Annotated in this window: 21 protein-coding genes, 1 tRNA gene and 1 other RNA gene; 16 read left to right on the plus strand and 7 right to left on the minus strand. The window is 45.6% G+C overall.

What is annotated here, in order from left to right; translation table 11 throughout:
* The first annotated feature begins 196 nt into the window (after positions 1 to 196).
* From rseP to B0182_RS10585, 7 genes are all read left to right on the plus strand, one after another.
* Entirely contained in the window at positions 197 to 1,549 is a 1,353-nt protein-coding gene (gene rseP / locus B0182_RS10555; protein WP_078274904.1) for an RIP metalloprotease RseP, read from the plus strand.
* A gap of 208 nt (positions 1,550 to 1,757) precedes the next feature.
* Entirely contained in the window at positions 1,758 to 4,154 is a 2,397-nt protein-coding gene (gene bamA, locus B0182_RS10560; protein WP_078274905.1) for an outer membrane protein assembly factor BamA, read from the plus strand.
* Positions 4,155 to 4,156: 2 nt separating this feature from the next.
* On the plus strand, positions 4,157 to 5,116 hold the full coding sequence (gene lpxD, locus B0182_RS10565) for a UDP-3-O-(3-hydroxymyristoyl)glucosamine N-acyltransferase (protein ID WP_078274906.1): 960 nt from the start codon (positions 4,157 to 4,159) through the stop codon (positions 5,114 to 5,116).
* A gap of 52 nt (positions 5,117 to 5,168) precedes the next feature.
* Positions 5,169 to 5,657, plus strand: a complete 489-nt coding sequence (fabZ, locus tag B0182_RS10570; RefSeq protein WP_410173932.1) for a 3-hydroxyacyl-ACP dehydratase FabZ — start codon at positions 5,169 to 5,171, stop codon at positions 5,655 to 5,657.
* A gap of 12 nt (positions 5,658 to 5,669) precedes the next feature.
* The gene (gene lpxA / locus B0182_RS10575; RefSeq protein ID WP_078274908.1) at positions 5,670 to 6,443 is read left to right on the plus strand and encodes an acyl-ACP--UDP-N-acetylglucosamine O-acyltransferase; all 774 of its coding nucleotides are present in this window, start codon (positions 5,670 to 5,672) and stop codon (positions 6,441 to 6,443) included.
* A gap of 203 nt (positions 6,444 to 6,646) precedes the next feature.
* The gene (locus B0182_RS10580) at positions 6,647 to 8,161 is read left to right on the plus strand and encodes a sodium-dependent transporter (protein ID WP_078274909.1); all 1,515 of its coding nucleotides are present in this window, start codon (positions 6,647 to 6,649) and stop codon (positions 8,159 to 8,161) included.
* Positions 8,158 to 8,286 carry a methionine/alanine import family NSS transporter small subunit gene (locus B0182_RS10585; RefSeq protein WP_078274910.1) on the plus strand — a complete coding sequence of 43 codons (129 nt, stop codon included), beginning with the start codon at positions 8,158 to 8,160 and terminating at the stop codon, positions 8,284 to 8,286. Before B0182_RS10580 ends, B0182_RS10585 begins: the two co-directional genes overlap by 4 nt.
* A 259-nt stretch (positions 8,287 to 8,545) precedes the next feature.
* Here B0182_RS10585 and nfuA read toward each other — a convergent pair whose 3' ends face one another.
* On the minus strand, positions 8,546 to 9,169 hold the full coding sequence (nfuA, locus tag B0182_RS10590; RefSeq protein WP_029102586.1) for a Fe-S biogenesis protein NfuA: 624 nt from the start codon (positions 9,167 to 9,169) through the stop codon (positions 8,546 to 8,548).
* A gap of 92 nt (positions 9,170 to 9,261) precedes the next feature.
* Here nfuA and B0182_RS10595 point away from each other — a divergent pair, with 92 nt between their 5' ends.
* Positions 9,262 to 10,278, plus strand: a complete 1,017-nt coding sequence (locus B0182_RS10595; RefSeq protein WP_078274911.1) for a bifunctional nicotinamide-nucleotide adenylyltransferase/Nudix hydroxylase — start codon at positions 9,262 to 9,264, stop codon at positions 10,276 to 10,278.
* Between the two features lie 10 nt (positions 10,279 to 10,288).
* The gene (locus B0182_RS10600; RefSeq protein ID WP_078274912.1) at positions 10,289 to 11,278 is read left to right on the plus strand and encodes a hypothetical protein; all 990 of its coding nucleotides are present in this window, start codon (positions 10,289 to 10,291) and stop codon (positions 11,276 to 11,278) included.
* 121 nt (positions 11,279 to 11,399) lie between these two features.
* Here the strand turns inward: B0182_RS10600 and B0182_RS10605 are convergent.
* Positions 11,400 to 11,475 (minus strand) — tRNA-Asn (locus B0182_RS10605).
* 135 nt (positions 11,476 to 11,610) lie between these two features.
* A non-coding RNA gene (gene ssrS / locus B0182_RS10610) (6S RNA) lies at positions 11,611 to 11,801 on the minus strand.
* A gap of 121 nt (positions 11,802 to 11,922) precedes the next feature.
* Between ssrS and gpmI the strand changes: the two genes are divergently transcribed.
* On the plus strand, positions 11,923 to 13,479 hold the full coding sequence (gene gpmI / locus B0182_RS10615; protein WP_078274913.1) for a 2,3-bisphosphoglycerate-independent phosphoglycerate mutase: 1,557 nt from the start codon (positions 11,923 to 11,925) through the stop codon (positions 13,477 to 13,479).
* Positions 13,476 to 14,873: a S41 family peptidase gene (locus B0182_RS10620; RefSeq protein ID WP_228157773.1), complete on the plus strand. Its 1,398-nt coding sequence runs from the start codon at positions 13,476 to 13,478 to the stop codon at positions 14,871 to 14,873. Before gpmI ends, B0182_RS10620 begins: the two co-directional genes overlap by 4 nt.
* Positions 14,874 to 14,946: 73 nt before the next feature.
* Here B0182_RS10620 and B0182_RS10625 read toward each other — a convergent pair whose 3' ends face one another.
* From B0182_RS10625 to B0182_RS10640, 4 genes are all read right to left on the minus strand, one after another.
* On the minus strand, positions 14,947 to 16,857 hold the full coding sequence (locus B0182_RS10625) for a sigma-54-dependent transcriptional regulator (RefSeq protein ID WP_244893681.1): 1,911 nt from the start codon (positions 16,855 to 16,857) through the stop codon (positions 14,947 to 14,949).
* A 130-nt stretch (positions 16,858 to 16,987) separates the two neighbouring features.
* Complete coding sequence (locus B0182_RS10630; RefSeq protein ID WP_078274914.1) at positions 16,988 to 17,761, minus strand: sensor histidine kinase; 774 nt, start codon at positions 17,759 to 17,761, stop codon at positions 16,988 to 16,990.
* Entirely contained in the window at positions 17,758 to 18,702 is a 945-nt protein-coding gene (locus B0182_RS10635) for a PAS domain-containing protein (protein WP_078274915.1), read from the minus strand. The genes B0182_RS10630 and B0182_RS10635 overlap by 4 nt, the downstream gene beginning before the upstream one ends.
* Positions 18,699 to 19,334, minus strand: coding sequence for a response regulator (locus tag B0182_RS10640; RefSeq protein ID WP_078274916.1), 636 nt, complete (start codon positions 19,332 to 19,334; stop codon positions 18,699 to 18,701). The genes B0182_RS10635 and B0182_RS10640 overlap by 4 nt, the downstream gene beginning before the upstream one ends.
* Before the next feature lie 532 nt (positions 19,335 to 19,866).
* Between B0182_RS10640 and B0182_RS10645 the strand changes: the two genes are divergently transcribed.
* The 5 genes from B0182_RS10645 to B0182_RS10665 all read left to right on the plus strand — a co-directional run.
* Positions 19,867 to 21,012, plus strand: a complete 1,146-nt coding sequence (locus B0182_RS10645; RefSeq protein WP_410173926.1) for a D-alanyl-D-alanine carboxypeptidase family protein — start codon at positions 19,867 to 19,869, stop codon at positions 21,010 to 21,012.
* A 258-nt stretch (positions 21,013 to 21,270) separates the two neighbouring features.
* Entirely contained in the window at positions 21,271 to 21,915 is a 645-nt protein-coding gene (locus tag B0182_RS10650) for a thiamine phosphate synthase (RefSeq protein WP_078274917.1), read from the plus strand.
* A 134-nt stretch (positions 21,916 to 22,049) separates the two neighbouring features.
* On the plus strand, positions 22,050 to 23,249 hold the full coding sequence (locus B0182_RS10655) for a phosphoglycerate kinase (protein WP_078274918.1): 1,200 nt from the start codon (positions 22,050 to 22,052) through the stop codon (positions 23,247 to 23,249).
* Positions 23,250 to 23,452: 203 nt separating this feature from the next.
* On the plus strand, positions 23,453 to 23,839 hold the full coding sequence (locus B0182_RS10660; protein ID WP_078274919.1) for a membrane lipoprotein lipid attachment site-containing protein: 387 nt from the start codon (positions 23,453 to 23,455) through the stop codon (positions 23,837 to 23,839).
* A gap of 629 nt (positions 23,840 to 24,468) precedes the next feature.
* Positions 24,469 to 24,540: type IV pilin protein (locus B0182_RS10665; protein WP_143821722.1), on the plus strand; the 72-nt coding region annotated here is incomplete at its 3' end.

The raw sequence follows: 24,540 nt of genomic DNA on the forward strand, positions 1-24,540 counted from the left end.
GTTAGTTGAGAGTGGGGTATGTATTTTTTTAAATTTAAATGCGTAGGGGCGATTTATTCGCCCAAATTTACCCAATTATCCAAAATCTTAAAACCAAACCCTTGTATTGATTAAAATTTATCATTTAACCATATTTCAAAAATCGGTAAATGTCGTGGCGAACACAACGCCCAAAAATTAAGAGAACCCAAAAAGCATGACCGCTTTATATTTATTTTTATCCGCCTTGCTTGTCCTAACACCCCTTGTCGCCTTGCACGAGTGGGGACATTATATCGTAGCACGGCTGTGCGGGGTTAAGGTTTTGACTTATTCTATCGGTTTTGGCACTCGGCTGTTTGGCTGGACAAGTCCCAAAACGGGCATAGATTATTGCATTTGTGCGATACCGCTTGGCGGATATGTCAAAATGCTGGACGAGCGAGAAGGGGAAGTTGCCGAGCATGAGCGACATTTGGCGTTTAATAATCAGCACCCCTTAAAAAAAATCGCCATTGTGGTGGCAGGGCCTTTGATGAACTTTATCATCGCCATTGGGCTGTTTTTTGTACTATTTTTACAGCCAAGCGAGCAGTTATCGACCAAAATCGGACGGATTGTGAATGATAGCCCTGCTCATGCAAGCGGACTTGTGGTGGGCGAGACGATACACGCCATTGACGGCAAAAATACGCCCACTTGGGAGAGTGTGAATTTTGCCCTAGCTGACCGCATGGGCGAGCATGGGGTAGTGGTTGTGGCGACCGATAAGGGCAAATACAGTGTGCAGGTCAATGACTTTATGCAAGGGGCGGACAAGGGCAAAGACCCACTCACCGCTCTTGGCACGTTGCCTTGGCGACCTGTCATACCGCCTGTGATAGGCTCGCTCACCGCTGACGGAGCAGGGGCGTTAATGGGGCTAAAAGCAGGCGATAGGATTGCCCATATTGACGGCAAAGAGATAAAAGATTGGCTGTCTGCAACCGAAATTATCCAAAATAATCCTGAAAAATCGCTCACGTTTGGCGTTGTCCGAGATGGGCAAAACATGGACATTAAGGTCATGCCTCGAGCGGCCAAAGTGGATAATCGCACGGTTGGGCAAATTGGAGCAAGGGTGCAAGAGACTAAAATCACCGTTCCTGATGATTACAAAATGACGGTAAACCATACGCCATTAGAAGCCCTACAAAAATCCTTTATCAAGACTTATGATTTGTCCGTGATGACCGTGAAATCCATGGGTAAGATGATAACAGGGCTGATAGGGCTTGACAACTTATCGGGTCCGATTACCATTGCCGAAGTGTCAAAAGACAGTATCCAAATGGGCTGGGAGCAGGTGCTATCCACCGCAGGGCTGATTAGTCTGTCGCTTGCCGTGCTAAATCTCTTGCCGATACCTGTGCTGGACGGTGGGCATTTGGTGTTTTATACTTATGAGCTGATTCGGGGTAAGCCCATGAGTGAGCGATTACAAATCGCAGGGCTACAAGTGGGCATGTTATTGCTGTTTGGTTTCATGGTGCTAGCCATTGGTAACGACATATCAAGAGTTTTTGGCTGATAGCGACTTTTAGTAATAATTGAGCAATATTTATAGAAATTTTTTAAAAATTTAATAATTTTACTTGCCAAAATTGATTTTTTGGCTTAACTTACACCATATTTTTGATTAATTAACATCTGCCCATTCAATCATTATCAATATATACTTGTAAAAGATATTTTTGGTGTTATTGCTAATGAGTTGAACGACTTTGAGTGAATCTGTTATGCGTACTTCTTTTCTGACTAAAACCTTAACTGCCTCAGTGATGACGGTTATGGCGACTACTGCTTATGCTGACGATACGGTCAGTAGCATTGCCTTTGATGGACTAAGCCGAGTAACTCCCCAGAGTTTGCAAGTAGCACTGCCTTTGGGTGTGGGGCAGGCACTTACCTCAGATGCGTTGGCGGACAGCATTCGTGCGTTATATGCCACCGAGCAGTTCTCCAACGTACAGGCAGATGTTGATGGCGGGCGTGTGGTGTTTCATGTGGCGGAGCGTCCGATTATCGCTGAGCTAAATTTTGATGGCAATAAACTCATTCCTGATGATGGCTTAAAGCAAGGCTTGGAGAGTACGGGACTTGCGGTTGGTAAGGTACTAAAGCAAGCAACCATACAGACCTTGGAGAGCGAGCTTGAAAATCAGTACATCTCACAGGGCTATTATAATGCTGACATTGAAGTTAAACAGACCGAGCTAGATGGCAACCGCGTTAAGTTAGACATTAACTTTGTTGAAGGTAAGCCCGCCAAAGTTGTGGATGTTAATATTATCGGGAATGAGCATTTTAGCGATGAAGAGTTAAAAGATGAGTTTGTGCTTAAGGATAAAAAATGGAATCCCTTGTCCAAAGCCGACCGTTACAGCCAAGAAAAACTAAATGCCAGCCTAGAAAATGTCAAAGCCAAATACCTAAATGATGGCTTTGTGCGTGTCAATGTTGATAATGCAACCCTAAACATCGATGATGAGAAAAAGAAAGTCTTTATTGAGACGACCATCAGTGAAGGTCAGCAGTATAAATTTGGGCAAACGCAGTTTTTGGGCAATCCAACATATAGTGCTGATGAGCTTGCTGAAAAAATCAAATTTACCCAAGGCGGTACCTACTCCCAAAAAGAGTTGGACGAGACCACTGCTGACATTGCCAATAAATTCGGGGATGATGGCTATTACTATGCCCAAATTCGCCCCATCTCACGCATTAATGATGAAACCTTAACAGTTGATGTGGATTATTATATCGACCCTGTGCGCCCTGTTTATGTTCGCCGTATTAACTTCACAGGCAACCTAAAAACCAAAGACGAAGTGCTACGCCGTGAAATGCGTCAGTTAGAAGGGGCGCTCGCATCCAACCAAAAAATCCAGCTGTCTCGTGCCAGACTCATGAGAACGGGCTTTTTTAAAGATGTCAAAGTCGATGTCAAACCTGTGCCAAACAGTCCAGACCAAGTGGACATTAACTACATGGTTGAGGAACAGCCGTCAGGGTCGTCCACCATCGCCGCAGGTTATTCTCAAAGTGGCGGTATGACCTTTCAAGTAGATTTATCTCAATCCAACTTTATGGGAACCGGCAACCGTGCTAATATGTCATTTAGCCGTTCAGAGACCCGTGATAATTACAGCCTAGGCATGACTGACCCTTATTTTACCGTCAATGGCGTCTCCCAAAGTGTTAATGCTTACTACCGTAAGACCAAATACGATGATAAAAACATCTCCAACTATGTATTGGATTCTTATGGGGCAAGCCTAATTTATGGCTATCCCATTGATGAAAAACAGCGTATTAGTGGTGGTTTTACCATGGACAAAACCAAAGTGCGTGGCGGTCAGTGGATGGGCATCTCTAACGTCAAACAGCTGTTAGAAGATGGTGGTAAGGCGGATATTGATACTAACGGTGTCAGCTTTACTAATGATTATACCACTTATGGCGGAGTGCTTGGGTGGAGCTATTCTAGCCTTGATAAGCCCGTATTCCCAACCAAAGGGGTGAGCCATAACGTTGATCTTAACCTAGGGTTTGGTGACCAAAATTACCAAAAAGTCAGCTACCGCCTAAACGCCTATTACCCATTATGGAAAGGTACGGTACTGCGTGGTCATGCTCGTTTAGGTTATGGTAATAATTTACCATTTTATGAAAACTTCTATGCTGGCGGTTATGGTTCGGTACGTGGCTTTGAAGCATCATCATTAGGACCTCAGTCTCAAGCTTATAGACATTTGGCAAATGGCACAAGATCTACCCGTGGCGAAGAAGTGGGTGGTAATGCTTTGGCGACTTTTGGGGCGGAGCTGATTTTACCAGTACCGTTTAAAGGCGACTGGGCAGACCAAGTGCGTCCTGTGTTATTCTTTGATGCAGGTCAAGTATTTGACACTACTAAGCTTGATAAGGAATTGGTGAATTTACCAGCAGTGGGCGTAAGCAATAACAACCTAACTTATATCGAACAAGATAAAGAGCTGCGCTATAGCGTGGGTGCGGGCGTGACGTGGTACACTCCAATTGGTCCAATCTCTTTAAGTTATGCTAAGCCGTTGAATGCCAAAGAAGGCGACCAAACAGAAAAAGTCCAATTTCAAATCGGTAGCGTATTCTAATCATGATTGATTTGGATAAACTTATTTGTGCTATTGAGCGTTGCCAAGCGGTGTTAAACAAACACACATTGGCAAATCGCCATGTGTCGGTTAGCCGTGTGTCGGATTTGGCAGATGCTGATTGTGAGAGTTTGGCATTTTTGGCAAAGGCAAGTTATTTGTCTGATTTGGTGGGAACTTGTGCGGGTGTGGTGCTGGTGTCGGAGCGATTTGCTGGCAAACTGCCCGCCCTGCCTGATACCACCGTTATGCTTGTTAAAGATGCGTATTTGGCGTATGCATCCGTGAGTGGCTTATTTGATTATCAAGCCGATAATGGTATTCATTCCACCGCCATCATCTCACCCACTGCCACCATTGGTAAAAATGCCAAAATTGGGGCGTATGCCGTCATTGGCGATTTTGTGCAAATTGGCGATGATTGTCAGATTGACTCGCACGTTGTTATCGCTCATCACTGTGTCATTGGCGATGAGGTGCAGATTCATGCTCATGCCAGTATCGGCTCGGATGGTTTTGGCTTTGCTCCAAAAATGGGAGCGGACGGACTGGCTTGGCAAAAAATCCACCAGCTTGGGCGTGTTATCATCGGTCATCGTGTGCGTATCGGTGCAAGCACTTGCATTGATAGGGGTGCGGTGGGCGATACTGTGGTTGGCGATGATGTGATTATTGATAATTTGGTGCAAATCGCTCATAACGTCCATATCGGGCGTGGCACGGCGATTGCGTCCATGACAGGGGTGGCAGGCAGTACGCATATTGGGGCAGGCTGTATTATCGGGGGCGGTGTGGGCATTAGCGGGCATTTGACCATTGCAGACGGCACAACTTTGACAGGCAAAACGTTTGTCGCCCAAAGCATTGACAAAGCAGGCTCGTACTCATCAGGCACGACCGCCATGCCCACCCAAGATTGGCGTCGGGCGACCATTAAGTTTCGCCAAAGCGGGCAAAAGTGATTTTATTTAAATGGGCGCATTCATGACAAATTCTACCCTAGACCTAGAACTGATGACCGATGGCGACCACGCACGCCTAATGGCTCAAAACTTGACCTTGCCATTTGGCTATCACGTCATCAAGCGATATTTACCTCATCGTTATCCCTTTATACTCATCGACCGTGTTACAGCGGTGTCGGCAGATAACTGGATTACGGGCTATAAAAACATCACGATTAACGAAGAGTTGTTTAACGGTCATTTTCCTGATAATCCTGTCATGCCGGGGGTGCTTATGGTGGAGGCGATGGCACAGTTGTCGGGTATTTTGGGGTTTGTCAGTGCAGGGCAATCGTCCGAAGATGGCTATTTGTATCTGTTTGCAGGTGTGGATAAAGTGCGTTTTAAAAAACTTGTCAGTACAGGCGATACGCTGGTGATTCGCTCAAAACTCGTTACCGCCAAGCGTGAGATTTATAAATTTGAATGTACTGCTCATGTGGACGGTAAATTGGCGTGCAGTGCTGAGATTATGATTGCCCGTCAAAAGCTGGACTAAGTGGATAGCGTCATGAACATACACCCAACCGCCATTATTAACCCGAGTGCTGTCATACACCCAACCGTTGTGATTGGGGCGTATTGTATTGTGGGTAAAAATACCACGATTGGCGAGGACACCATGTTAAAATCGCACGTCATCGTGGGTGATAATACAACCATTGGCAAGCGTAACACCATTTTTCAGTTTGCCAGCATTGGCGAGATGCCGCAAGATTTAAAATTTACAGGCGAAACCACTTACCTAGAAGTGGGCGATGATAATACCATTCGTGAGTCTTGTACCTTTCATCGTGGCACGGCAGACGGTGGTAATTTGACCAAGATTGGCAACAACAACCTATTTATGGTAAACACTCACATCGCCCATGACTGTATGGTGGGCGACCATAACGTCCTTGCCAATAACGTGGGCGTGGCAGGTCATGCCCATATCGGTAATTATGTGATTGTTGGTGGGCAGACGGGTGTACACCAATTTTGTCGGATTGATGATTATGCGATGATTGGTGGGGCAAGCCTGATTTTAAAAGATGTCTGTGCCTTTACCACCGTATCGGGCAACCCATCTACAGTGCATGGGCTCAACAAAGAAGGCATGAGACGAAAAGGGTGGAGCAAAGAAACCATTGAGACATTGGATAGAGCCTATGACGTAGTGTTTCGTTCTGGTAAAATCAAGGCGGACGTGATTGCTGAGCTGTCCACTTGGGTGGCGGATGAGCCAAAAGTGGCGTTGTTTATCGAGTCGCTACAAAATAGCAAGCGTGGACTGATTCGCTAATTTCAAGTCTACAAATGTTATCACCAACCCATAATATTTTGTTATGGGTTTTTATTTTTTTATTTATTTGACTTTTTTAATTGATTCAATCAAACTATGCAGGACAAAATATTTTTACAAAATTTAACAGATTTGGCATAACAGATGACAATGGGTAAATTCTCCATTAAATGGAGTTGCCAAAACATTAACAAGGAGTAATTATGTCCACACAACGAGAAAGTTGGTCGGCACGCTCAGGCTTTATTTTGGCGGCGATTGGGTCGGCGGTAGGCTTGGGCAACATTTGGCGTTTTCCTTATGTGTCCTATGAAAATGGTGGTGGGGCGTTTTTTATTCCCTATCTCATTGCTTTGGCAACCGCAGGGTTTCCCTTGCTGTTTTTGGATTATGTCGCAGGGCAAAAATATCACGGAGCTCCGCCTACCGCTTATCGGCGAATGATTAAATCAAAAGAAATCGTGGGCTGGTGGCAGGTGCTGGTGTGTACCGTCATTGGGATTTATTATGCGTCCGTGTTGTCATGGGCAGGGCAATACACCCTATACGCCTTTGGGCAACAGTGGGGCGATGACCCGCAGACGTTTTTCTTTGAACATTATTTGCAAAATGGCTCGGGGCTAGATTTTGGCATTGTGCCTAGTCTGTTTATCGGGGTGGCTATCGTCTGGGTGTTGGTGCTGTTTATCATGTATGGCGGTATCCGAAAAGGCGTGGAGCTTGCCAATAAAATCTGCATTCCGCTCCTTGTTATCATGTTTACCATCATGGTCTTGCAAGCGGTACAGCTAAACGGTGCGTCCGCAGGTCTAAATGCCATTTTTACCCCCAACTGGGAAAAAATGGCTGATCCTAAGGTCTGGCTTGCCGCTTACGGACACGTCTTTTTCTCCATGTCTATTGGCTTTGGGATTATGGTAACGTACTCATCTTATTTAAAGAAAAATGCCAATTTGACAGGCTCAGGACTGGTGGTGGGTTTTGCCAACTCATCGTTTGAAGTCATGGCAGGCATTGGGATTTTCTCGGTGCTGGGCTTTATGGCAACCCAATCAGGCGTGCCTGTATCAGAAGTGGTATCGGGCGGTATCGGCTTGGCGTTCATCGCTTTTCCAAGAATTATTTCTAACATGGGCGACGCTGGTACGCTCATTGGTATTTTGTTTTTTGGTTCGCTGTTTGTGGCGGGTGTTACGTCTATGGCAAGTATCCTACAAGTACCAATCTCAGCGGTCAAGGACAAATTCGGCTGGTCGCACAAAAAAGCGGTTAGCGTGGTCGGTGGTGTATCGGCTCTCATCTCACTCGCTTTATTTTCTACCAAAACGGCGATTACCTTTGTGGACGTGATTGACCATTTTGCCAATAATATCGGCGTGGTAACAGGGGCGATTTTGTCCATTGTTTGGGTAACGTGGTTCAACCGTCCTGTCATGGATAAGCTCATGAACCACATCAACGCCATTTCTAGTGTAAAAGTGGGCAAGGGCTGGGCATTTATGCTGACCATTGTTACGCCCATTTCGCTCATCGTGGCGTTGGTGCTAAGCGTGTTTTCGCTGGTTACTAAAGGCTATGACAGCTATGATTTGGCAACTCAGCTTGTCTTTGGTTGGGGTGTGGTGGCAGTGTTTGCACTCGGTTCATTCTTATTGACCAAGGCACCTGCTCACACCACACATCATCAGCATAAATCCATAGAAGGAGAAAACGCATGAACGGTACCGCATTAGCAGTCATGGTGGTGGCTTTATCTATCGTTTGGGGTGGGTTGATATTATCTATCATTCACTTAACCAAAAATCCCGACATTGACATGGATAAAGTGCCAAGCGACCATTAACCATTAGAGTAAAAACGGCAATCATATTGCCGTTTTTTTAAGGTAAATTTATTTAACATAATACATTTTGATTTTCATAATTTAGTATTTTGGGGTGTGGGGGTGATCCACTTGTTCAAAACCAAAATTCTATCACAGGGCAAATTGCAATTTGCCCCCACAAGTCCACTAAAAGCATGATTGATTAACAACACCTAAATTTAAAAGAGCGGAGCATTAAAAACGGGCAAATCCATGCCCTTTTATCTTTTTTAACTAATTATTTATAATACGCATTTTCGGTTTTGGTGTGGTCGGTTTCGTCAATGACTTGGGTCAGTTCGGGAATTTGTTGTTTGAGCTGAACTTCCACGCCTTGACGTAAGGTAACGTCCACCGCACTGCACCCTTGACAGCCACCACCGAATTTTAGCACGGCGGTTTTGCCTGCATCATCTTCGATGACTTCCAAAAGCTCCACATGACCGCCATGACTGGCAAGTTGGGGATTGATCTCGGCTTGCAAAACATAAGTAATCCGCTCTTCAATGCTGGCATTTTCGCCCACTTGGGGGACTTTTGAGTTGGGGGCTCTAAATGTCAGCTGACCGCCAAAACGGTCTTTGTTATAGTCAATCACCGCATCATGCAGATAAGGAATGCTCGGTGCGTCAATGTGGGCGACAAATTTGTCATAAGGAATTTGCAAATCGTCTTCGTCAATCTCATCGGGCTGGCAGTAGCTCATACAACATTCGGCTCGGGGTGTGCCTGCGTGTTCCACAAAAATACGCACGCCAATGCCGTCCACTTCCTGCTTGGCAAGCAGTTCTGCCAGATAGTCTTGGGCGCTCGGTGTGATGATGATGTTACTGCTCAAAGGCTCGTTTTGCAAATCGCTCATGGTAAAAACTCAATAATAAAGATAAAATTTATGCTTTTATGGTAACATAATCGCTTTTATCAAGTTTAATTTTTTAAATAATGAGATTTAACATGGTTCAATTTGATTATTTGGTGTTTATCGGGCGATTTCAGCCGTTTCATCATGGGCATGAATTTGTCGTGCGTGAAGCTCTAAGCCGTGCCAAAACCGTCATCATGCTCATCGGTTCGGCAAATAGCCCACGCACCATCAAAAACCCATTTAGCTTTGATGAGCGTGAAAGCATGATTTTAAAAGCGTTTGAAAATGACACAGCCGACAGCGAGCGTATCATCTGCATGCCCATTGATGATACGCTCTACAACGACCACAAATGGCTCCAAAACGTCCAACAAGCGGTCTCATTCATCACCCAAAACGAACCTGCCAACATTGGTATCATTGGACACACTAAGGACGACAGTTCGTATTATTTGTCGTTATTCCCTGATTGGGGTTTTGTTGAATTGCCCAGTTTTGAAAATTTGTCCGCCACACCGCTAAGACGGGCGTATTTTTTGGATGAACGTCTAAAAAATGGCGATGATTGGCAAGATAAAATGCCTGCCCCGAGCGTGGCTTTTTTACAAAAATTTGCCCAAACGGACGATTTTACTCATCTGCAACGTGAATACCGCCATGTCCTAGATTGTCAAAAGGCGTGGCAGTCCGCCCCGTATCCGCCTGTATTTGTAACGGCAGATGCGTTGGTGGTGCAGGCAGGTCATGTGCTACTCATCGAGCGTGGGGGCGAATATGGGCGTGGGCTGTATGCGTTGGCGGGCGGATTTTTGGATAAAGATGAGAGCCTGCTTGACTGTGCCTTGCGTGAATTACAAGAAGAGACGGGGCTTATCATCAGCCCAAGCACCCTAAAAGCAAGCCGTACCTTTGATGCTCCTGACCGTTCGGCTCGTGGACGGACAGTAACGACAGTGTTTTATTTTGAACTGACAGGCGACAAGCTACCCGATGTGGCAGGGGGTGATGATGCCAGCCTTGCGTTTTGGTTACCGCTTGGCGAGCTTGACGGTCGCATGATGTTTGAAGACCATTATAGTGTGATAACTAAGGTGTTGGGGTTGTAGGGGTACTTTGATGAGATGGTTGCTTTGTTTGATGATGTTTATGAGTGTGTGTGCTTATGCAAACAGCCATCCAAATGCTGATGAGCTGATTGGTTGTTTAAAACATGACGAAGACAAGCCTTATCAGAGCATGATGTGTCTTTTGCCCAATCAGCGTGTGATGATAAGTGCGATGGGCATGGTAGCGTTTGGCAGTTATCGACTTGCGGATGATGTGATGTCTATTGAGATGGATAAGCCTTCTGTGTTTGCCGTGATGAGTAGGCATAACCGTTATCAAGACGGCACACGTCTTCATATCAAGGGGCGAAGTGATGAAGATGGTTTTTTATTACAAATTAATGATGATGAGCCAAATTATGTCTCTGGTAGTCATGCTTATTTGTGTCATGGTAATGATGTCAATACCTTGAAGTTTTATGCTAACATGAATGAAGTGGGTAAAGATGGCAGAGAGTACCAAGAGAGCTATGCATGGCAAAATGCTGTTCCGAGCGGTCATAATGACATCATTGTCATGTATAGCACCAAACGAGAGCGATTTAGCCAAAGTTTTAGTTATAAGTTGATGGCTGATAATGGGCGGATTTATTTCATACAAGATGGGGAGGATGAGACAGTAGGGCGAGCGTATCTTAGTCGTGATGAGAGCGAGCTTGATTTTATTGATGAGTATTTTGATGATAATGGCAATCCCATTGTGGAAAAATTAAACGACCCTAATTTTATCCTGTTAAATGGGTTTAACCAAATAGACATCCTGATGAGTGATGATGAGTCGTATGGGTGGGATTTGGATATGTTTGATTATCATGAAAACGGTGATTATTATACGGTCAAACCTGAGTATTCATCTGAATTTTATACCAAAGATGATAAAATCTATCGGTATCATTGGGCGTCAAACCAGCCTAAAAAGACGGCAAAGACAGATATGAATAAGTATCAAGACATCCGTCAAGGGCGATGGCAGTGCCAAGCAATCGCAAATGATTGGTGATGGGGTGTGGGCATGATGGTGTGGTTTTTATCATCATGCCTATGATATCAAACAAATAATAAAAGAGCCAAAAATGAAAAAGCAAAAACCCTTTTCCAAAACAGAAAAGGGTTTTTAAATATGGCTCCCCAACCTGGGCTCGAACCAGGGACACACGGATTAACAGTCCGATGCTCTACCGACTGAGCTATTGGGGAATAACTTGTCGTATCAAGTGATTGCGTATTATATAGATTTTTGATAACTTGTCAAGAAAATTTTTTAAAAAATGATAAAAATTTTAATATTAAAAATATTTTTGTTTAAAATCAATATTTTGAAAGCATAAAAAATAAAAAACCGAAACACCGCTGTCAAGTGTTGCCCATGAACCAAGTAGTTCAAGGCGGGTAAATCTTTGCTGTTTTAGGTTTCCCGATACATCAGATGATGCGGGCATACGCACCACAGCAAACAGTCATTACCCTGTAAGTGTGATTATCGGCTCAGGTGTATTCTCAACTGGCGAATGTTTCAGTGGCTCTATTGTACGATAATTTTGTAAAAATTTCAAGATTTGGGCGGTTTTTGCCGTGCCGAATGGGGGTATTTTGTGATAAAATGAGAAATGATTTATCATTTTGATTTGTTAAAAAGGCTTTATCATGAAAAAAATTCCCCATGTTTTGATGATTTTGGACGGTGTCGGACATCGAGAAGACCCCCGAGACAACGCCGTTTATACCGCCAAAAAACCCAATCTAGACACGCTCATGGCGACCTGTCCGCATGGGCTTATCTCAGGCTCAGGGCAGGACGTGGGTTTGCCTGACGGTCAATTTGGCAATTCAGAAGTGGGGCATATGAACCTAGGAGCGGGGCGGATTTTGTACCAAGACTCTACCCGTATCATGAATGACATTAGCTCGGGCGAATTTTTTAATAATGACGTGCTGGTTAAAGCGGTCAAGGATACGGTGGCAAATGAAGGGGCGGTGCATATCTTGGGCTTGCTGTCGGACGGTGGGGTTCATGCTCACATTGACCACATTAAGGCGACCGCCAGACTTGCCGTAGAGCAGGGGGCAAGCCAAGTGTTCGTTCATGCGTTTTTGGACGGGCGAGATACTCCGCCAAAATCGGCAGACGGCTATGTGGCGGATTTGGAGCAGTATTTGGCAACTCTTAGCCAAGAGTTTGATGCCGAAGCCAAAATCGCAAGCTGTATCGGACGCTTTTTTGCCATGGACAGAGACAAGCGGTGGGATAGGGTGGAGCAGGCGTACGACCTGATGACCCAAGCCAAGGCGGTGCGTGAAGCGGACAGTGCCAGTCATGCCATAGAGCTTGCTTATGGGGCGGACGAGACTGATGAATTTGTACAGGCAACCATCATTGATGATAATGGTGTGATAGCGGACAATGACGGCGTGATTTTTGTCAATTTTCGGGCTGACCGTGCCAGAGAGATTAGTGGGGCCTTTGTGAGTGCTGATTTTGATGGCTTTAATCGTAAGGCAACGCCTGAGCTGTCCACCTTTGTCATGATGACCAAATATTCTGATGAGTTGGAGGCTAACCCCAAAACAACGGTGGCGTATTATCCCACAAGCCTTGCCAACACACTGGGCGAATACCTGCAAAATCACGGCAAAACTCAGCTTCGCATTGCCGAAACCGAAAAGTACGCTCATGTTACGTTCTTTTTTAGTGGTGGACGTGAAGAGCTGTATGACGGCGAAAAGCGCATTTTGGTAAACAGCCCTGATGTCAAAACCTATGACCAAAAGCCCCAGATGAGTGCTTTTGAAGTAACCGATAAGCTAAAAGAGGCGATACTCTCAGGCGAGTTTGACGTGGTCATCATCAACTACGCCAATGGCGACATGGTGGGGCATACAGGCGTGTTTGATGCGGCGGTCAAGGCGGTAGAGGCGGTGGATACCTGTATCGGTGAGATAGTCAGTGCGGTGCGTGAGATGAGTGGTCATCTGCTCATCACCGCCGATCACGGTAACTGCGAGCAAATGCAAGACTATGATAGCGGGCAGGTGCATACTCAGCACACGACCGAATTTGTGCCGTTTATTTATGTGGGCGACAAGCAAGTGAGCGTGCGGACGGGTGGACGACTGTGTGATGTCGCTCCGACCATTTTGTACCTAATGGGCATGCAAAAACCTGCCGAGATGACAGGGATAAGCCTATTGGTGGATGTATGAAACTGACAAAAACACTACTGGCGAGCATGGTGGCTTTATCGCTAAGTGTGCCGATGACAAGCCATGCCGAGCTACCCAAAGCCATTAGTACGCCCATCAATAAAGTAGCAAATCTGCTCGGCTTTGGCGATGATGTGCAAGCTGACAGCGGTCTGGATGTTGAGGCAGAGACAGGCGAGCAGATGGATGCCCAAGACCCGACAAGCCCGACACTTGATGCCTTAGGCAGTAAGCCTAATACACTGCATGGCATAGAAGGGCTTCATCAGGGGCGTGTGCCGTTGGGGGCGGTGTCGCCAAACACCCTAAAAACCTTTGTGTCGGTGGTGGATTTGGTGCGTCGTGACTATGTCGAAGAAGTTAGTGATGAGAAGCTCTTTGAAAATGCGATGAGTGGCATGCTGACAGGGTTAGATAGCCATGCTGAGTTTTTGGACAAAGAAGCCTTTGCCAATCTACAATCATTCACCGCAGGCAACGTGGCGAACATCGGACTGTCAGCAGTGTGGCAAGCTGATGAAGAGCATTGGGTCGTCACCGATATTCATGAAGACTCATCTGCCAAGCGTGCTGGTGTGAAAGTGGGGGACTATCTACATCAAGTGGGCGATACTAAGCTGTCCGACAGTCATAGTGAGAATGATGTCAAGCAGTTATTAAATGGCATTGCAGGCACGCAGGTAGACATTGTAATATCAAGTGCAGGGCGTAACAAAAGACGACTCACCGCTCAGCGTAATGAAGTACTAAAAAGCAATGTTGAAACCAGTATCGTCGGTGGGGTAGCCGTCATTAAGCTCCCTGTGTTTCAAAATAACACCCGTCAGCAGATTTTGGAGAGCTTGGGGCAGGCGGGCGTACCCATATCAGGGGTGATATTGGACGTGCGTAATAACCCTGGTGGGGTCTTAGAGTCAGCAGGGGCAGTGGCATCGCTCTTTATGCGTAATCAGACGTTGGTGCAGGTGGCAGGGCGACAAGGGGTAGAGCGAGAGCTAAAAACCGAAGGCTCGCCACTGCTGATTGATTTGCCAGTGATGATACTACAAAACCGCTATTCGGCATCGGCCGCCGAAGTGCTTGCCAGTAGCTTGCAGTCGCAAAAGAGAGCGTTGATAGTGGGTGAGACGAGCTATGGTAAAGGCTCGGTGCAGTCGGTCATCCCTATCGGTGATGATCAAGCAGTTAAGATGACCACCGCTCATTACCTGACTGCCGATGGCAAGCAAATTGATGGGGTAGGGGTCGTGCCTGATGTGACATTTAATAAATCTACCAATTTGGCACCGACCATGATGGCGGTATCTGACGTGTGGCTGTCGCAAGCACTCATCTTGATGGATGGAGCAAAACTAGAAACAGGCGTGGAGTTTGCTCCTGTGGGTGGATTCTAGGCGTGTAAAAAAAAGGGGTATTTAGATGAACACCCCTTTTTGTGGCTGATTTTTATGGTTGGTATGTCAGAAGTTATTCATCGTCGCCATCATCGATATCAAGTTTTTTCATGCGATAACGCAGAGAGCGAAAGGTCATGCCAAGCAGTTTGGCGGCTTGGGTTTTATTACCTCCTGCCCGCTGTAAAGCGTTGCAGATTATTTGACGTTCTTGGTCAATCAAGTAAGCTTCTAGTCCTTGACTGGGTAGTTCGCCGTTTGCCAAATTTTCATGCTCTGACGAATTTAGGTTGTCAAAAGCTTGGCTGACACTATTTGAGTCAAGTGGACTGACTTTTTGGGATTTTGGGGTGGATAAGGGCGTGCCATAGTTGGCAGAAGCGATGATGTTTAGACCTAGGGTAATGGGCTTGGGCTCTTTATTTTCTTTGATGACGGTATTGGCGGTATAGGTTGGTCGCTGGTCATGATAGGGTGATACCTTGATGACATTGGAGGGGGTGGGGATGTCATTGGCAATAGTGTTGATCGCCTCTGTTGCAGGTTCGGACGGTGCAAGCATGATGATGTCATCATGGCTGACATGAGATGGGGTGTCATCTGATTCTGATATGTCGTGAACATCATCTAGCATGAGATGATGGGCATCAATCTCATCGCTGTCGCTCATGGTAACAGCACGCTCTAAGATGTTTCTAAGTTCACGCACGTTGCCTTTAAAATTATGATAGGTCAGCACATCGATGGCATCGTCGGTTAGGCTAAGATTATCAAGCTCCCAGTCTTTGGCAATCATGTTTAAAAAATGCTCAGCTAACATGGGAATGTCATCACGACGGTCATTTAAATCAGGAAGTTTCACTTCAATGACGTTAATGCGATAGAACAAATCTTGACGAAACGCCCCTTTTTGTACCAAATCCGCCAAATTCTTGTGTGTGGCACAGACAATGCGAATGTCCACAGGCACTTCTTTGGTGTCACCAATGGCCCGTACAGTTTTTTCTTGGATGGCACGCAGGAGCTTGACTTGCATGGCAAGGGGCAAGTCCGCCACTTCATCCAAAAACAGCGTGCCACCATCGGCTTGCTGGAACAGTCCGATTTTATCCGATGTCGCCCCTGTGAAGCTGCCTTTTTTGTGTCCAAAAAATTCACTCTCCATTAGCTCAGATGGTATCGCCCCACAGTTTACGGGTACAAAGTTGCCATTGCGACGACCACTTAGATCATGAATGAGTCGTGAGACGACTTCTTTGCCCGTACCAGAACCGCCCCATAAAAATACCGGAGCCTGTGAGCGAGCCAGTTTTTTGATGGTGGAGCGTAGCTGTTTCATGGGGCGAGAATCACCAATGAGCCGACCGCCAAAAATGTCATCGTCACTGACGACGGTGACAGGCGTGGATGACTTGCTTTTTTTGGCGCTGTTTTGACCTGTTTTTTGGGGCTTGTCTTTGCTAGTTTCGGTGTTGTGCTCTGTGCCTGTCTTGGTATCATTTTCTGTGGGTGCAACCAGCTCACCTGTCAAAGGATTGGGTGGAATGGCGGTACTGACACTTTTTTCTTGGCTACCATCTTGTGGTATGTCATCTTCGGTGCTTTGGATGATGGTTTCATTGACTTTTAGGGCGGACTGAGCCAACTGACGCAGGCGAGGCAAATCCAATGGTTTATTGACAAAGTCAAACGCTCCGATTTTCATCGCTTCAATGGCGACATTGACATCGCCGTGTGCGGTAATGACTGCCACAGGCGTGGTTGTGGTTTTGGTAACAAGCTCCACAATCTCCATGCCAGAGCCATCAGGTAAGGCAAGGTCAGTCAGACAAAAATCATAATGATTGTCCGCCAAAAAGGCTCTGGCACTTGCCATATCATAGGCGACGTTCGTATCCACACCCATTTTGTTTAGAGTGATTTGCATGAGACGACACAGGTCGGCTTCATCATCAATGATTAGGGCGAGTGGCTTATCTTGCATGAATATTCCCAATAATTTAGATATGCTCTATTATATAGGATTTTTACACAAAACCCAACATACAGAGATTTTACGGTAAAATTAAGTGGATGAATGTATCAAGCAAAGGTGGTTGGGTGCTGGCCAAACATCAGGTAACTGGCGTGTTAGAGACAATCAAGCGAAAACAGCTTTTGTCATCTTCTCTAAAATAGCGAATCTTGGCGTTATTGGCTTCACTAAATGATTGGGATAGATACAGACCTAGCCCCGTGCCTTTTTTGCTGGTGGTAAAAAATGGATTAAATAGGCTTGCCAAATTCTTCTCGCTTACGCCTTCACCGTGATCTAGCACATCAATAAACGCCCCTGTTTTGGTCTTGGTTAGACGTATTTCCACATCATTATCATGGAATTGATGAATGGTGTGGTATAAGGCGTTATTAATGAGATTTGTCATGACTTGTTCTAGCTGATTGGCATCAAAATAGAACAAGATAGGCTTGGCGGTGTCGCCCGTTACAATGATGAATTCGTGTGGATAATGCTCCGCTAAAAACTGTCGCACCCAACTTGGTGCGTCTAGGGCGGACTGATTGGGTATCTCTTGGCGAGATAGGCTTAGTACATCAGAGATGATGGAATTGACCCGTTTGGTCTGCTGATAAATCATCTCATAAAACTCAGCATTGACATCATCATCACGCACATCTTCCATGAGTAGCTGACTGGCTTGGCTGATGGCGGCGAGGGGGTTTCGTATTTCATGGGCGATACTGGCAGAGAGCTGACCTAGGCTGGCGAGTTTTAGTTGTTGGGCGTGGCTTTGTTCACGGCTCAAATCTTCGATGATGAGAATCTGCCCGTGTTCTAATAGGGGCTTGGAGCTGATGCGTAGCTTATCGGCAAGGTGAGTTTGGCTCATGTTGGCTTCGTCATGAGTTTTGGGTGGTATGTCATAGATGAGCTCGGCTGACTGGTGGGGGCAAGTGAGCGATACCAACCGATGATTTTGGGGTGATGTTTAATGATAATACGAGACAGCTCAATGATTTTGGCAGGGCTGTCACAGGCATTGTTATCAATGGGTAGATGCAAAAGACGTTGGGCGGCGTTATTTATCATGATGATGTTACGCTCAGGGTCTAGCACCAACACGCCGTTTACCATGTTCTTGACAACAGCTTGGTTGATGGTGTGGAGCTTTTCCACTTCATCGGCATGATCAAGTAGGGACCTCTCGGCTTTGGCGAGTCGCTGAGAGATGGACCAACTTAAAAAACCCACCGCAATCAAGCTTACCGACAACAGTAGACTGTCATTGATGGTAAGTAAGTTTTTTTCGGTCGTCGGTGTCTCAAAGAAAAAGCGAAAAGACTGTTGGTAGATGAGCGCTGAGACAGTCATGAGTGTGATGGCGGTCGCTCGGGATGGGGACAATAGCATGTAGCTTGCGGCGATGACCACCATGTATAGTAGGGTGATTTGAAAATCACTGATTTTGCCATACAGAGCAAATAAGGTCAAAAAAACAACGTCCACCACAAAGCCTGATAACAACTGCAATCTTGACCGTTTTTTTATCATAAAAAAAGCACATAACAGCACCAAAGCGACAACAACATAAATACTAAATACCGTCTGCTCTAAAAAAGTAGGCTCGGTGGGTAGACCCGCCTTGCCACGGTTGAGTAAAAAGTTTGCCATGAGCAAAAAGCAGGCGGTGATAAAACGATAGAAGCCATAGGTAAGTCCAAGCTGACGCACACGCATCGTGGAAATGAGAGCTTCTTCGTGAACATTGGCGGACAAAAACCACAGTTTTCGCACCCATGTTTTGGTGTATCTGATGGGAGATGGGCTCATGTATTGACCAGTCCGTGACGTATGGCAAGATGGGTGAGTTTGACATCAGAATCCACACCCAGTTTTTCAAAAATTCGATAACGGTAAGTGTTTACGGTTTTGACACTGACAAATAAACTGTCGGCAATTTGACTGGCACTTTGGCAGTTTGCCACCATCATGGCGACTTGTTTTTCACGTGCAGACAAACTGTCAAAAGGGTTGGCTTTTTTGTCAAGCACGCTTTGGGCAAGCACATCGGCAATCTCATGACTAAAATATTTACCGCCTGCCTTGACTTTTTTGATGGCGGTTATCATCTCACTGATGGGGGTGCCTTTGGTGATGTAGCCGTCTACCCCTGCCTTTAAAAGCATGGATGGGTAAGGTTCAGCCACCAAGCTAGACACTGCCAGAACCTTGATGTACTCATCAAGCTGTTTAATCCGTCGTGTCGCCTCTACGCCACCGATGTTGGGCATATTGACATCAAGCAGCACCACGTCAGGAGCGAACTTGCGGGTCATTACCACTGCCGTCTCACCACAGCCTGCTTCACCAACAACTTCAATGTCAGAATCATCGCTAAGCATGCGACTGATGCCCATCCGCACCAATTCGTGGTCGTCTACAATGAGTACTTTTATAGTCATCTTGCCCACCTAACTCTAAATCATGCTAAAATTGTTAAAATCGCTTAAAATGTGTACAATTAAGCACTTAAATTTAAAAAATCATCCAAAATGGCTCAAAAATTGCAACATTCATTGGGCTAATCATTGATTGTTGTTATCTTTAAATAATCTTGATAATTGTAGCAACTAAATTTTAATCAATCAAACTTTTTTAACAAAATGTTAGCAAATTTTGCTTATAATTTGCCAAAATGTTATAAAAATTTTACCCAATTCTTACGATAAGATATAACTGATAAACTCATCCTTGATTGGTATAAGAATGTGTTAAATTTGCTTACAAATTTACTTAAAAACTTTGATTTTTAGCATAAAAAAGTGGTTTTGTTATGTTAGAATAAAAAAATAGGCGGCTCTCGTCTCATGGTATTAGCCACTGGCGTTAAGGAGGATGCTAAGTGGTGTAGAGGACTGTATTACTGACCCAAGCTAGGTGCCAAGGTCTAAAAGCAAGTCCGCATTTCGTCACACACCAACTAGAGTAACATTTATGTCATACAGCCCAAAACCTAGCCGTGCCAAGCGTCTTATCAGCTCCCTGAGTGTATCAGTACTGTCATTGATGACGGTGTCTGCCCATGCGTTTTTGGTGGACAACAGCCAACAAAAAACCATCTATATCGGCAAAGGCAATGCCCAGAACATGCAAGCGGTTACCGTCCAAGAGATTCCACCTGCGACCACGACCATTCAGCAGACTCGCACTTATACTAACACCAATACAGCCCCCAACACCTACAATCAAGGCTACACCAACACTCAGGTAACCCGAAGCTCTGTTCCTGCTGGTACGACTACTTCTCAGCCCTTTGCCATTCAGCCTTATGGACAGCAGACCAATTATGGCAGTAGTTACCAATATGGCGAGCAGTTGCCTATTAGCACAAAATCTGCCGCCGCCATCGTATTTGACCTACAAACAGGTCAGCCCATCTATCAAAAAAATGCTGATGCTGTACGCTCTATCGCTTCTGTAACCAAGGTTATGACAGCGATGGTGCTGATGGATGCAGGGCTTGACATGCGTGAAGAGATTGTGATTGAACCATCGGACTTTATCGCCGCCAAAAAAGCAAGCTCTAACCTACGCTCGGGCGACCGTATGAGTCGTAGTGAATTCATGCTCCTTATGCTTATGAAGTCAGAGAACCCTGCTGCCAAGGCTCTAGCCCGTACTTACCCTGGTGGTTATGATAACTTTATCTGGGCGATGAACCAAAAAGCCAAAAGCTTGGGCATGAACAGCACAAGCTACTCTGACGCATCAGGTCTTGACCCACGCAACCGCTCATCAGCGAACGACCTAGTGAAGATGATGCGAGCGGTGAATTCTGACCCACGTTATCAGACTGTGCGTAACTTCTCAACCGCTCCAAACTATGACTTTTATGTCAATAACTACAACTCAGGTTCACGCACTTACAAAGCTCAAAATACCAGTCGTCTCATCCGTGCAGGCAATCACCCGATTGGCGTGTCAAAGACAGGCTTTATCCGTGAGGCAGGTTATTGCTATGTGATGGAAACCCATGTCAATAACCGTCCTGCCGTCGTTGTACTGCTCGGTGCCAGTGCCTCTAACAGCCGTTGGGACGATGCCGAGGACATCCTAACTCAGCTTGCCTATCGTTATTAATCATCCTATTGACAGCAAAAAAGACCCGACCATTGGGTCTTTTTGTTATTTATTATTTTGATAAATTGACTATAATATCGATATATCCAAGAAACATTAAAGTTACTACAAACGCAATGATGTGTGGATGTAGGGGTGTGCTGAGCACGCCTTATAAAAAAAGACACATCAAAGGTGTGCTCAGCACACCCCGACAAAACCCGTGGTAAATATCAAGTTCGTTAGGCATACCAACCAGCCCTACTCCAAGGACGACTCATGACCGCCCCCAAACTATATCTGCTCACCAGTGATGAAGACATTCATACCCTAAGCGACAAATTAGAACGTGCCTTTGATACGGGCGTGGTATCACTACTACAAATCCGCCGTCAGCAGACCGCCCATGTCTTTGATTTGATTACACTCTACCAAGAGACCGAGATTCTCATCAGTCTAGCGGACAAATACGACATTCCCACGGTTATTAATGAAAATCTAGAACTCGCCTCCCACTTTAACACAGGGCTACATCTGTCAGGGACGATGAGTGTGCGAGTGGCACGAGAGATACTGGGCGATGGCGTGCATGTCGGTCGTAGTTGTCATGGCGATGTGGCGGTATTTAGAGAAGCCAAAAAACAAGGGGCAAGCTATGGGGCGATGGGGGCGATGTTTGGCACAATGACCAAGCCACTGGCTAAGACCGTCAGTAGCGAGACGCTAACTCGTGCTCACAAAGTGGGCTTGCCCCTGTGTCTGATTGGCGGGATAAGTCTAAATAGCATGGACGAGCTTCGCCAAAAGGTCGGTGAAATACCCATTAATTATGTCGCTGTGACCACGGACATCCTGCACCACAGCCCTGAGATGGTTACAGCAAAATGCCAAGCATGGCGTCGCTACCTAGAAACATGGGACTGATGGTTTTTAAAAATGACATCATTATAAAAAATACCATCATTTGCTGTCATGATAACATTGAGAAAATCCAAAAAGTTATGCTAAAATAGCGTTACTTTATGTCACCATTCATATCATGACCAAAAGGAAGACCCATGAGCATTACTTATCTCTCTGACTTAGACGTATCGGGCAAGACCGTCCTTATCCGTGAAGATTTAAACGTACCCATCAAAGACGGTGTCATCACCAGCGATGTCCGCCTACAAGCCTCCCTACCCACCATTAAAGCCTGCCTTAACAAAGGGGCAGGCGTGATTGTTTGTTCGCACCTAGGCAGACCCACCGAAGGCGAGAGCGAGAGCAAATATTCATTGGCTCCGATTGCTGACTATTTGGTGGACAAATTGGGCGTGAATGTGGCGTTCTCCACCGATTATCTAGATAATGGCGTGTCGGTGCAGGCAGGCGAGGTGGTGCTACTAGAAAACGTCCGCTTTAATGTCGGCGAGAAGAAAAACAGCCCCGAGCTGTCCAAACAATACGCCGACTTATGCGACATCTTTGTCATGGACGCCTTTGGCACCGCTCACCGAGCCCAAGCATCTACCGAAGGGGTGATTCGTGCGTGTATCGCAGACGGTAAGCCTGTGTGTGCAGGTAACTTACTCTCTGCCGAGCTTGATGCTCTATCCAAAGCTCTAGACAATCCCGCCAAACCTGTGCTATCTATCGTGGGTGGCTCAAAGGTCTCTACCAAACTTGACGTGCTAAACAGCCTAGCTAAGCTATGCGATAGTATCCTAGTCGGTGGTGGTATCGCCAATACCTTTTTGGTGGCGAGTGGCAAAAATGTCGGTGCCTCCCTATACGAAGCCGACCTTGTGGATACCGCCCGTGGCATCATGACCAAAACAAACATCCTACTACCCACTCATGTCGTGGTCGCGGATAAAGGACAGATTGATTTTGATGACTTTTTGGGCTCACTTAGCCGAGCGACTGCCACCATCAAATCCGTGGACGAGATTGGCGAGCATGACATGATACTAGACATCGCCCCAGAGTCGGCAAGCAAGCTTGGCGAGCATATCAAATCCGCCAAGACCATCCTATTTAACGGGCCTGTGGGCGTGTTCGAGGTGGACGCATTTGGTCAAGGCACTGCCATCATCTGTCAAGCGGTGGCAGACAGCGAAGGGTTTAGCATTGCTGGCGGTGGCGACACCTTGGCTGCCATTGACAAATATGGCGTGGCAGACAACGTGGACTACCTATCCACAGGTGGCGGGGCGTTCCTAGAATTTGTTGAAGGTAAACCCTTGCCCGCCATCACCGCACTAGATACACCTTGATAAGTATATGATTTTTATATAAAAATGATAAAATGCAACAACAACCTTTGTTAATTTTTGTTGCATTTTTTATGTTTGCCCTTGCCAAATACCATCATTCTGCTAAACTATGTTGGAGTTTGAGGCATCTTTAAATTTTGGTGTTTTATCACTTTTAAAGATGTACTGCCATTACTAATACATACTTTCTTTGGAGTGCTTTTATGAAAAAATTAATCCTAACCACGCTTGTCGCCACCCTTGCTTTGACAGCGTGTAGCAAAGAGACCACCGATAAGGCTGCCGAGACGGCTCAGTCTGCTGCCACTGACACCGCCAATAACGCCAAAGCCGCTGCTGACACTGTGGTCGCCGAGGCCGAGGCTGCCGCCAATGCGACCGCTGAAGGCGTCTCTAATGTCGCTCATGACGTGGCAAATAATGGCGTAGAAAATGCCAAAAATACCGCCGAAGCTGCCGCAGGCGTGGTCTCTGATGCCGCTACCGCCACCGCCGATGCCGTGACAGGGGCTGCCAGCAGTGCCACTGATACCGTAACAGGCAACACCGCCACCGCCGAACAGCAAGCCCCCGAAGACCAAAAGTACTAATCCACCATCACCAAAGCCCCGAACATGTTCGGGGCTTTTTTGATAAAAATAAATTTACACCCAGCGAATCTGATGTTCGCCATGGATCTGTGATGATCACCCGTTTCACATCATCTTATGCCAGTTTATCAACATTGACAAAAATCGTCACATACAACACATTAATGTCATGTCAGTGTCTGTTTGTGTCCAAAATCAGCCAAGATGACAAATTTTGACAACAATTTTTGACAGGTAAAAATTTTGTCCATGTCAAAAATTGACATCTCTGCTAAAATGTCAGTCCAACCTGCCAAAAAATGTCGAAAAATCCAAAACTGACAAAAATTGTCACCCAAAATTACCCGCCAGACATCAAATTTTAAAAATTTTTTTGGTAAAAAAGAAAAAAATTGTACATATTTTAATCAATTTTAAAAAATAGCAAAAAATCTGCCTATTTTTTAGACAAAATTTCTAAAATTTTCTCAATTTTGCCTATTTTTCCCAAAAACAGCCCAAATCCACCAAAAAGTTGGCACAGACAATGCAACAGTATGAGTATAAGGTTAGCAAATATGTTTAAAGTTGCTAATCAGTTAACTTAAACAAACTGGGCAATGTCGCCCCTATGAACTAAGGAGTTCATTATGAACGCTCAAAAAGGTTTCACCCTTATCGAATTAATGATTGTTATCGCCATTATTGGTATCCTAGCTGCA

This window comes from Moraxella bovis (assembly GCF_002014975.1).
Taxonomy (GTDB): Bacteria; Pseudomonadota; Gammaproteobacteria; order Pseudomonadales; family Moraxellaceae; genus Moraxella; species Moraxella bovis.

Excerpts from the sequence above, each read along its gene's own strand:
- rseP (WP_078274904.1), top strand. The coding sequence starts at position 197 with ATGACCGCTTTATATTTATTTTTATCCGCCTTGCTTGTCCTAACACCC.
- bamA (WP_078274905.1), top strand. The coding sequence starts at position 1,758 with ATGCGTACTTCTTTTCTGACTAAAACCTTAACTGCCTCAGTGATGACG.
- lpxD (WP_078274906.1), top strand. The coding sequence starts at position 4,157 with ATGATTGATTTGGATAAACTTATTTGTGCTATTGAGCGTTGCCAAGCG.
- fabZ (WP_410173932.1), top strand. The coding sequence starts at position 5,169 with ATGACCGATGGCGACCACGCACGCCTAATGGCTCAAAACTTGACCTTG.
- lpxA (WP_078274908.1), top strand. The coding sequence starts at position 5,670 with ATGAACATACACCCAACCGCCATTATTAACCCGAGTGCTGTCATACAC.
- B0182_RS10580 (WP_078274909.1), top strand. The coding sequence starts at position 6,647 with ATGTCCACACAACGAGAAAGTTGGTCGGCACGCTCAGGCTTTATTTTG.
- B0182_RS10585 (WP_078274910.1), top strand. The coding sequence starts at position 8,158 with ATGAACGGTACCGCATTAGCAGTCATGGTGGTGGCTTTATCTATCGTT.
- nfuA (WP_029102586.1), bottom strand. The coding sequence starts at position 9,169 with ATGAGCGATTTGCAAAACGAGCCTTTGAGCAGTAACATCATCATCACA.
- B0182_RS10595 (WP_078274911.1), top strand. The coding sequence starts at position 9,262 with ATGGTTCAATTTGATTATTTGGTGTTTATCGGGCGATTTCAGCCGTTT.
- B0182_RS10600 (WP_078274912.1), top strand. The coding sequence starts at position 10,289 with ATGAGATGGTTGCTTTGTTTGATGATGTTTATGAGTGTGTGTGCTTAT.
- gpmI (WP_078274913.1), top strand. The coding sequence starts at position 11,923 with ATGAAAAAAATTCCCCATGTTTTGATGATTTTGGACGGTGTCGGACAT.
- B0182_RS10620 (WP_228157773.1), top strand. The coding sequence starts at position 13,476 with ATGAAACTGACAAAAACACTACTGGCGAGCATGGTGGCTTTATCGCTA.
- B0182_RS10625 (WP_244893681.1), bottom strand. The coding sequence starts at position 16,857 with ATGCAAGATAAGCCACTCGCCCTAATCATTGATGATGAAGCCGACCTG.
- B0182_RS10630 (WP_078274914.1), bottom strand. The coding sequence starts at position 17,761 with ATGAGCCAAACTCACCTTGCCGATAAGCTACGCATCAGCTCCAAGCCC.
- B0182_RS10635 (WP_078274915.1), bottom strand. The coding sequence starts at position 18,702 with ATGAGCCCATCTCCCATCAGATACACCAAAACATGGGTGCGAAAACTG.
- B0182_RS10640 (WP_078274916.1), bottom strand. The coding sequence starts at position 19,334 with ATGACTATAAAAGTACTCATTGTAGACGACCACGAATTGGTGCGGATG.
- B0182_RS10645 (WP_410173926.1), top strand. The coding sequence starts at position 19,867 with ATGTCATACAGCCCAAAACCTAGCCGTGCCAAGCGTCTTATCAGCTCC.
- B0182_RS10650 (WP_078274917.1), top strand. The coding sequence starts at position 21,271 with ATGACCGCCCCCAAACTATATCTGCTCACCAGTGATGAAGACATTCAT.
- B0182_RS10655 (WP_078274918.1), top strand. The coding sequence starts at position 22,050 with ATGAGCATTACTTATCTCTCTGACTTAGACGTATCGGGCAAGACCGTC.
- B0182_RS10660 (WP_078274919.1), top strand. The coding sequence starts at position 23,453 with ATGAAAAAATTAATCCTAACCACGCTTGTCGCCACCCTTGCTTTGACA.